This window comes from Propionicimonas sp. (genome assembly GCF_047606205.1).
Taxonomy (GTDB): Bacteria; Actinomycetota; Actinomycetes; order Propionibacteriales; family Propionibacteriaceae; genus Propionicimonas.
This window is the reverse complement of record NZ_JASGES010000211.1, coordinates 18,353-27,496: the sequence shown is the minus strand read 5'-3', so window position 1 is coordinate 27,496 and position 9,144 is coordinate 18,353. Positions and strand designations below refer to the sequence as shown.

Below are 9,144 nucleotides of genomic sequence, written 5' to 3'. Positions count from 1 at the left end.
GGCCGCGGCGGCCGCGGGCGGCAGCCACCAGCGCTCCCGGTGCTGCGGCGCGGCGAGCACTCCGTCGCGCACCTGCTCGAGACTCTCCCGCCGCAGGGGAACGGGAACGGCGGCCGGGTCCAGCTTGCTCAGCTCGGTGAGGACGTCAGGCATGGTTGATCCCTTCGGTGAGGACGGTCGGATCGGCGAGATCGGAGTGGTCATCGGCGAGCTGCGACCGCAGCCGGTTCCGGGCCCGATGCAGCCGCACCCGGACCGCACTGTGGCTGATGCCCAGAGCGACCGCTGCCTGCGCCTGGCTCAGCCCGTCCCACGCCAGCAACAGCAGGAGCTCACGATCATCGGCACGCAGGCCGTCCAGTGCCCGTCCCAGTTCCGACGGCAGCCGGGGCGGCGGAGCCACGCCGACCAGGTCCGCGCGCAGCAGATCGACCAGGACGCGCCGGCGCTGCACCCCACGGTTGACGTTGGCCACCACCTTCCGCGCCACCCCGAACAGCCAGGGCCGCTCGCCCTCACCGTTCGGTACCTGGTCCAGACGACGCCACACGACCAGATAGGTCTCCGCCACGACGTCAGCGGCGTCACGCGGGTCGGCCACCCGTCGCACCGCGTACGCCAACAACGCCGCGTGGGTGCGCTCGAAGAGATCGGTGAACCTCTCGGACGGCGTCGGCATCGGACTCCTTCGGTGGGCCTCACTACCTACATGTCAGGAGTCGTCCCAGTGTTACACCTGCTCACGCTCCGGCAGGGCGTCCCGGCATGGGCTGTCCCGCTTCTTGCATGAATGCCATCGTCACGTTCACCTCCGTGGCGGGTGAAGCTACCGTTGGAACGTCCCCGGGGACGCCCGAAGCAGCCTGGGCCGCAACGCAGTGGCCGGGTGCGTGACCACCCACTGGACGCTGAACCACGCCAAGACGACAGGACATCCATGGCCATCTCGATCAACGATCCGCTCGACCTCCGTTGTGGACTGGAGCTCCCGAACCGGGTGCTGATGGCGCCGATGACGACGCTGAACGCCAGCCACGACGGCGTCTGCAGCGACGAGCTCCCGCTGTACTACGGCATGCGCGCGGGCGGCCCGGGTGCGGTGATTGTCGAGTGCGCGCACGTCGACCCGCTCGGCAAGGTGTTCCCGGGCGGCATCGGACTCGACAACGATTCCGAGATCCCCGGCCTGGCGAAGGTCGCGGAGGCGATCAGGGCCAAGGGTTCGCTGGCCGTCCTGCAGATCTTCCACGGCGGACGGATGTGTTCGCCCGGCCAGCTCAACGGCCGTCAGCCGGTCGGCCCGAGCGCGGTGGCCGCGCCCCGTCCCGAAGCCGTCGTGCCACGGGAGCTGAGCGCCCCGGAGATCGACGACATCATCGCCGCCTTCGGGGCCACCGCCGCGCGGGCGGTGGCGGCCGGCTTCGACGGTGTCGAGATCCACGGGGCGAACACCTACCTCGTCCAGCAGTTCTTCTCGCCGCACTCCAACCGCCGCGACGACCAGTGGGGTGGCAGCCGGGAGGCGCGCGCCCGGTTTCCGCTGGCCGTGCTGCGCGCGGTCAAGGCGGCCGTGCCCGCAGAGGGCTTCGTGGTCGGCTACCGGTTCAGCCCCGAGGAGATCGAGGTGCCGGGCATTCGCTTCGACGACACGATCTACCTGCTCGAGCAGCTCGCGGCCGAAGGCCTGGACTACCTGCACTTCTCCACCAAGCGGCTGCTGCAGACCTCGATCGTCGAGACCTCCGACACCCAGACCCTGCTGGAGAAGCTGGCCGCGGTGCGCTCGGAGACCCTCGCGTCCGTCCCGCTGATCGGCGTCGGCGGCGTGATGCAACTCGAGCAGGTCGAGGGAGGCCTGGCCGCGGGGTTCGCCGGCGTGGCCGTGGGCCGGGAGCTGATCGTCGAGCCGAACTGGGTCCAGAAGGTGACCGCGGGCGAACCGATCGCCACCTTCCTGCGGCGCGACCAGTGCGTGGGCCTGGCCGTCCCCGACTCGCTGTGGAATTTCGTCGAGGCCGACATGGCCGCGGAGGAGCGCCGGGTGAACGCCGCGCGGGCCGCGTCCCGGGTATACGTGCCGAACGTCTACCTGGAGTCGTTCGACGACCTGCACGGTGTGATCACCGTGAAGGTGACCGTCGACGTGAACGGCATCGAGGACATCAAGATCATCGGCGCGACCCATGCGGAGGAGCAGTTCAGCGAGGAGAACGTGTGGGAGGTGCTGCCGCAGCGCATGATCGCCCTCAACTCCACCGCTGTCGACATCATCACCGGCGCCACGATGTCGAGCAAACGGCTGATCGCCGCGGTCGACCGGGCACTCGCGAAGGCGTCCGGCGAGGCCGACCCGATGATCGTCTCCGAGCATCCGGAGGAGCTCACCCCGCCGCCGTGGCTCGGCACCGAGCCGGCCGTTCCGGACGAGCAGATCGAGCTCGTCGTCGAGACCGATGTGATCGTGGTGGGCGCCGGTGTGGCCGGCGTCGCCGCGACCCGCTCGGCCGCGGAGGAGGGGGCAAGGGTCGTCGTGTTCGAGAAGGCGGCCGAGCCGCAGTGCCGCAGCGGCGAGTACGCGGTGATCAACGGCACCCTGCAGGAGGCCTGGGGTCGGGCGACCATGGACCCGGACGAGATCACCGACCAGTTCATGAAGGAGTGCGCCTACCGGATCAAGCGCCCGATCATCTCCCGCTGGGCGCACCACTGCTCGGAGGTGTTCGACTGGTACATCGCCGCCAAGCCCGACCTCTACATTGCGCCGACGAACCGCGCCGACATCCCGGACGAGAACGCCGCTTCGTTCCTGGTGCCGCTGTACCACCCGCTGCCCGAGCACTACGACTACCGCGAGGAGGTCTTCCCGACCTATCCGACGTCGGTGGAGTTCCTGCCCAACCAGGCACCGGTGTTCCAGGCGAACATGGCCAAGGCTGTGGCCGAGGGCGATGTGACGCCGTTCTACGGCCACTTCGTGGTGAAGCTGCTCAAGGACGGCAACCGGGTGGTGGGCGTGATCGCGCGGGACGCGAAGACCGGACGCTACGTGAAGGCGCTGGCGAGCAAGGGCGTCATCCTTGCCTCCGGCGACTACGGCAGCAACACCGAGATGGTTCGCTACTACTGTCCCGAGATCATCGAGAACGGGCTGCCCGCGGTGTGGCTGAACCGGGACGTGGAGGGCAGGCCCACCAACACCGGTGACGGGCTCAAGCTCGGCGCCTGGGCGGGAGCGTTGATCCAGCAGAACCATGCCCCGATCACCCACCACATGGGTGGCACCAGCGGCACCGGAGGCGTGATGGGCAACACCCCCTGGCTGTTCCTGAACGCCCGCGGGGAGCGGTTCATGAACGAGAGCGTCCCCGGCCAGCAGCTGGAGAACCAGATCGAGATGCAGCCCGGACGCCTGGCATTCCAGCTGTGGGACGACGCGTGGCCCGAACAGGTGGCCTACATGCCCGCCAGCCACGGCACGGTCTGCTACTACTCCGAGGAGAAGCCGAGGAACAACGACTGGGATCGCAGTTACCGCTCGCGAGCGGACCTGGACAAGGCGGTCGAGACCGGCCAGGTGCAGAAGGCCGACTCGGTGGAGGAGCTGTTCGAGAAGCTCGGCCTTCCGGTGGAAGCGGCAGGGGTCTCTGTGGCCCGCTACAACGAACTCGCTCGCAAGGGCAGCGATGACGACTTCGGCAAGCTTGCGAAGCGGCTCTTCCCGATCGAGCAGGGCCCGTTCTACGGCGTCCGGATGGGAGTCACGGGCATGCTGGTCTGTGCCGGTGGGCTGGAGAGCGACGAGGAGGCGCGCACGTACGACAATGCGCGCAATGTCATTCCGGGCCTGTACGTCGCCGGCAACATCCAGGGCAACCGCTACGCGGTCGAGTACCCGATCTGCCTGAAGGGCATCAGCCACTCGCTGTGCATGTTCTACGGTTACGTGGCGGGGAAGAACTGCGTGAACGGAGTCTGACATCGCCGCGGAGCGCACAGTCACGACGTTTCCCCTGATGGGGACGCTGGCGACGCTGTGCGTGCCCGGCGCCGTCGACCACGCGGTGACGGTCGCGGTGTGCCGGACGCTGCGGGACCTGGAGCGCCGCCTCACCGTCAACGGGCCGCCGTCCGCGCGCGCGGGTTCACAGGTCGAAGCGATCAACGCCTCGGCGGGGGAGCGTGCCGTCGAGGTGGACCCGGAGGTGTACGGGCTCGTCCGGGCGGCCGTGCACGCCAGCCGTGAGCACAGGGACAGCTTCAACGCGCTGATCGGTCCGGTCGTGAAGGCGTGGCGGATCGGGTTCGCGGACGCCCGCGTGCCCACCCGGGACGAGATCGGACGGCTGCTGGGCCTGACCGATCCCGCCGACGTGGAACTCGACGAGGGCCGGTGCGCGGTGCGTCTGGCCAGGCCCGGGATGCGCCTCGACCTGGGCGCGATCGCCAAGGGCTACGCGGCCGACCGGGCGGCGGACGTGTACCGCGAGCACGGCGTGGACAACGGGTTGATCGACCTGGGCGGCAACGTCGTGGCGATGGGTTCGGCCGAGGAGGGCGCGGCCTGGCGGGTGGGCGTCCAGGCGCCGTTCCGCGAACGGGGTGCGGTGCTGGGCAGCCTGTCGCTGCGGGACGCGTCCGCGGTCACGTCCGGGGTGTACGAGCGGATGCTGGAGGTGGACGGACGGCGCTACCACCACATGTTCGACCCGCTCACCGGGTACCCGTTCGACACCGATCTGGCGAGCGTCACGATCGTGAGCGCGTCCTCGATGACTGCCGACCTGTGGGCGACCGTCGCCCAGCGCGGCGGGCTGGAGGCGGGTCTCGCTGCCGTGCGGGCCCGCCCGGGCATCGAAGCCGTCTTCGTGACCCGGTCCGGTGACGTCGTCGCGACGGAGGGCGGTGCGGCCCTGTTCATTCCGGCGGCCCGGGCGGTCCCGGATCAGGCCGGCGCGTGAGCAGGCTCAGTTCGGTCTGCAGCCTCAGCTCCACCCCCGACCCGAGGCTCGCGCCGAGCGCGGTCAGGATCGTGGCGCGCGCGCCCTCGTCGAGCACGGCGAACTGGGACGTGGTCGCGAGCAGGGCGAGGTAGTCGGACGTGGCCAGCGCCCAGGTCCGCTGGTAGCGGCGAACCCGGAAGTCGACCAGTTCGGGCACCTCTTCCATGCCTTCTGGGGGTCGGTCGTCCGATGCGAACGGGACCACGTCGGGTCGCAGGCCGGTCCCCTCGGCCTCGAAGACACGACGGATCGCGCCATGATCGTGGCGCTGCGGGTCGAGCATCCACGCGTTCCAGAACAACCCTGCCGAACCCCCCGGCAGGAGCACGTCGGCGAGGCGCTGCCACCTGGTCGAGGGATCGACCCAGTGGAACGACTGGGCCGCGACCACGATGCCGAACCGGCGCTCCGGACGGAACTCCTCGAAAGGTGCCACCACCACGTCGAGCCGGTCGGCCACTCCCGCCTCCCGCGCCCGCTCGAGGAGGACGCGGGCCATCTCCGGCGAAGGCTCCACGGCGGTCACATCCAGGCCGCGGGCGAGCAGGGGCACGGTGGCCTTCCCCGTTCCCGCGCCGATCTCGAGCACCTCGCGGGGCATGTCGTGAGCCGAGGCGAGGAGGTCGGTGAACAGCTGCTCCGGGAAGCCCGGCCGCAACCGGTCGTAGTCCTCGGCCAGCGGGCCGAACGACCTCGAGCGCTCCGCCATGCGGTCATCCAGTGCCATCGCGCGAGCCTCCCACGAACCGGCCGCCCTGGCCAGGGCAGCGCCGGCTCAGGCCACCGGCCCGGCGCCGGTGGGTGCCTGAGCCCGATCAGGTCGGGGCGCGGTGTTCACCTGCGCCAGCGGCCACAGCTGGAACAGGTCGTGGTACATGGCCATCACGGGAAAGGTGACGGCGAGCAGGGCGCTGCCGAGCCACAGGTGCACCTCGAGCCGTCCGGACGCCGCGGGAGCCGGGACGTCCGGGGTGAGCACCGGCTGGAGGAGCAGGAAGAGTTGCGCGAGGGCGGTGCCGACGAGCGCGGCGATGCCGGCGCTGGCCAGACCCCGGGGGACGCCGCCCAGCCTGGCTGTGAGGGAACCCTCGAGCATGGTCAGCACCACCACCGTGCCGAACATGAAGGGCACCGGCACCGTGACCATGAACGTGTCCGGTGTCATTCCCAGCACCCGGGTGCCGAGGAGGTAGGCGCCGCTCCCGACGCCCAGCACCAGGACCGTCCAGATCGAGCCGAGCACGGGCTGGCGGATCAGCCGCGGGAACCGGCTCAGCGGCCACAGGTCGAGGTGCAGGAACAGGAAGATGACCGCCAGGCAGGTGACGCCGCCGACCAGCCCGTCCCAGGCGGGGACCGGCCCGGACGGGTCCATGCCGGGGTAGAACGGCTGGCCTGCGAAGGCCGAGAAGTCGAGCGCCCGCAGCAGGAGGCCGGTCACCACGTAGGCGGACGCGATCAGGCCGATGCCGCCGGCGAGCCTGCTCCGCACCAGCGAGAACGGCCAGCCGCCCCACACCACGTCCAGCCAGAAGCAGACCACCACCGAGAGGATGATGCCGAAAGCGAGGAACGGCGTGTCCCCCCTGCCCCCGCCGACCGTCATCGAGAGCAGCGCGTAGGACAGGACCGCGACGACAGCCGCGATCAGCAGCAGGCCGAGCCCCCGCCACGGCTGGGCGAGCGCGGCGAGCGGTCGAGGTTCGCGACCCCGCCAGAACGAGCCGACGACCACCGTGAACGGGATCGAGCACATCGTGACGTTCGCGACCGCACCACCCAGAGCGGTGTACGACCACGGGGCGATCGTCAGCAGGGAGACCACGACGGTCGCCGTGGTGGCGATGATGCCCAGCCAGGGTTGCTGCAGTCGAGCCATGACGCCTCTCGAGATCGTGGGGGAGCAGGAGCGTCGACCCGCGGCCGGCGCCGGGACGGAAGCTAGCGGCGGCACGCTGGATCAGCCACGCCGGATCGCGCATAGCTGCGGCCACAGACCTCGCACAGCCGGGGCGGTGCCGGGCCAAAGCGTCCTCACTGAGCCTGCCAAGAATGGCTGACAAGGGGTGATACTCGGGGTGTCCGGGTTGGACCAGCCCGTCCGGCGTGTCATCATCAGATCGTTCCCCCCGTGCTCCAGGAAGAGGATTCGGCAATGTCCCGACCGACGATGGTCGCCGCCGCGGCCGCACTGGCCTTGGTCGGGGTGGCCCTGCCCGCCACCCCCGGCTACGCCGAGGGGATCTCCGACGACGCCCCGCGCCTGGGCGTGCGGGCGCCGGCCACCACCGGCGCGCAGCGCACGAACACGATCATCGTGACCTTCGACCACGACCAGGCACACCCCTCTCGCGCGGGCAGGGACGTGGTCGCCGAGGCCGCGGAGGCCGTCGCGGGGGCCGACATCACCCGCGTCCAGCCGATCACGGGCGACACGGTCGCGGTCACCCTCGACACCCCTCTCACCGGCGACCAGCAGGCCGAGCTCGCCACCGGGATCGAGGACATCGCCGGCGTGGCGGCCGCCGAGCCGTCGGTGACCTTCCACCCGACCTCGACCGACGACACCTACTACAACGACCTCTGGAACCTGAGGTCGGGCATCACCTACGGGGTCGACGCCGAGGACGCCTGGTCGACCACGACCGGGTCCGGCGCGGTGGTGGGCGTGGTCGACACCGGCATCACCGCCCACCCCGACCTGACGGGCTCCCGGTCCTCGATCACCGGCGGGAACGTCGTGGCCGGCTACGACTTCATCTCCGACACCTCCGCGTCCGGCGACGGTGACGGGCGTGACGCCGACCCGACCGACGAGGGCGACTACTGCACCAGCGACGGCACCGACTCGTCCTGGCACGGCACGCACGTCGCCGGCGTCATCGCTGCGATCCGGAACAACGCCGAGGGCGTCGTCGGCGTCGCGCCGGGAGCCAGAGTGCAGCCGCTCCGGGCCCTGGGCAACTGCGGCGGCGAGACCGCCGACATCATCGCGGCCATGCGCTGGGGGGCCGGGCTGACGGTGAGCGGGATCAGCGCGACGAACCCGACTCCGGTGGACGTGCTGAACCTCTCCCTCGGCGGCGCCGGCACCTGCTCCAGGGCCATGCAGAACGCGATCAACGACGTGGTGGCCGCCGGGGTCGCCGTCGTGGTCGCGGCGGGCAACGACGGGACGTCGCTGGCCACCTCGACGCCGGCCAACTGCAAGAACGTGATCCGGGTCACCGCGACCTCCTACAGCGGCACGCGGGCGAGCTACAGCGACTACGGGACCTCCGGCTACCCCGCGACGATCGCGGCCCCCGGCGGAACGGGCGCGAGTCAGACCGACGTCAGGGCGTGGATCGTCTCGACCTGGAACGACGGCACGACCACCGCGGGCGACCCGACCTACGCCGGTATGGCGGGAACGTCGATGGCCGCCCCCCACGTCAGCGCCACCGTGGCTCTCCTGAAGTCGCTCGACAACGACCTCAGCCCCGCCCAGCTCACCGCCATCCTCAGCGACACCGCCACCCCGCTGTCGAGCACGTGCAGCAGTGCGAAGTGCGGCGCCGGGATCGTCGACGCCGCGGCGGCCGTGCGGGCCGAGTCCGCGATGCTCGCCGGTTTCACGGCGAAGGTCTCCGGCACGGCGAAGGTCGGCAAGGTGCTGAGTGCCACGCTCGCGCCCCTCTCCTCCGCGGCGTCCGTCGGCTACCAGTGGCTCAGGGACGGGTCGGCGATCAGCGGCGCCACCGCCTCGACCTACACCGCCACGGCGAAGGACGTGGGCACCACCGTGTCGGTGCGCGCGACAGTGAGCCTCGGCTCGATCTCCGACACCGTGACGGCGAGCGCGGGCGCCGTGGCCAAGGGCAGCTTCAGCCGGAAGAAGTCCCCGTCGACCAGCGGCACCTTCAAGGCGGGCAAGACCGTGACGGCGAAGAAGGGGACGTGGTCGCCCACGCCGACGTCGTACAGCTACCGGTGGCTGCGCGCCGGGAGCGCGATCTCCGGCGCCACGAAGTCCAGCTACAGGCTCACCAGGGCGGACAAGGGAAAGAAGGTCTCGGTGAAGGTCACCGTCGCGCGTGCCGGCTACACCACGACCGCCTACACCACGACCGCCAGGAAGGTGGGCTGAGCCCCGCCCTGTCGG

6 protein-coding genes are annotated in these 9,144 nt (G+C 70.6%); 3 read left to right on the top strand and 3 right to left on the bottom strand.

Annotated elements, in window-relative coordinates; translation table 11 throughout:
* Positions 1-145: 145 nt before the first annotated feature.
* On the bottom strand, positions 146-679 hold the full coding sequence (locus QM633_RS13240) for an RNA polymerase sigma factor (protein WP_415154234.1): 534 nt from the start codon (positions 677-679) through the stop codon (positions 146-148).
* A gap of 258 nt (positions 680-937) precedes the next feature.
* On the opposite strand from QM633_RS13240, the gene QM633_RS13235 reads away from it, so the two are divergent.
* Together QM633_RS13235 and QM633_RS13230 are read left to right on the top strand one after the other, a co-directional pair.
* Positions 938-3,976, top strand: a complete 3,039-nt coding sequence (locus QM633_RS13235) for an FAD-dependent oxidoreductase (RefSeq protein WP_415154233.1) — start codon at positions 938-940, stop codon at positions 3,974-3,976.
* Positions 3,977-4,013: 37 nt separating this feature from the next.
* Positions 4,014-4,958 (top strand): FAD:protein FMN transferase, encoded by a 945-nt coding sequence (locus QM633_RS13230; RefSeq protein WP_415154232.1) that lies wholly within the window; start codon positions 4,014-4,016, stop codon positions 4,956-4,958.
* Here QM633_RS13230 and QM633_RS13225 read toward each other — a convergent pair.
* Positions 4,915-5,727: a class I SAM-dependent methyltransferase gene (locus tag QM633_RS13225; RefSeq protein WP_415154231.1), complete on the bottom strand. Its 813-nt coding sequence runs from the start codon at positions 5,725-5,727 to the stop codon at positions 4,915-4,917. The two genes, QM633_RS13230 and QM633_RS13225, sit on opposite strands and share 44 nt — an antisense overlap.
* Before the next feature lie 48 nt (positions 5,728-5,775).
* Entirely contained in the window at positions 5,776-6,879 is a 1,104-nt protein-coding gene (locus QM633_RS13220; RefSeq protein ID WP_415154230.1) for a hypothetical protein, read from the bottom strand.
* A gap of 276 nt (positions 6,880-7,155) precedes the next feature.
* Here QM633_RS13220 and QM633_RS13215 point away from each other — a divergent pair, with 276 nt between their 5' ends.
* Positions 7,156-9,129, top strand: coding sequence for a S8 family serine peptidase (locus QM633_RS13215; protein ID WP_415154229.1), 1,974 nt, complete (start codon positions 7,156-7,158; stop codon positions 9,127-9,129).
* Positions 9,130-9,144: the final 15 nt, after the last annotated feature.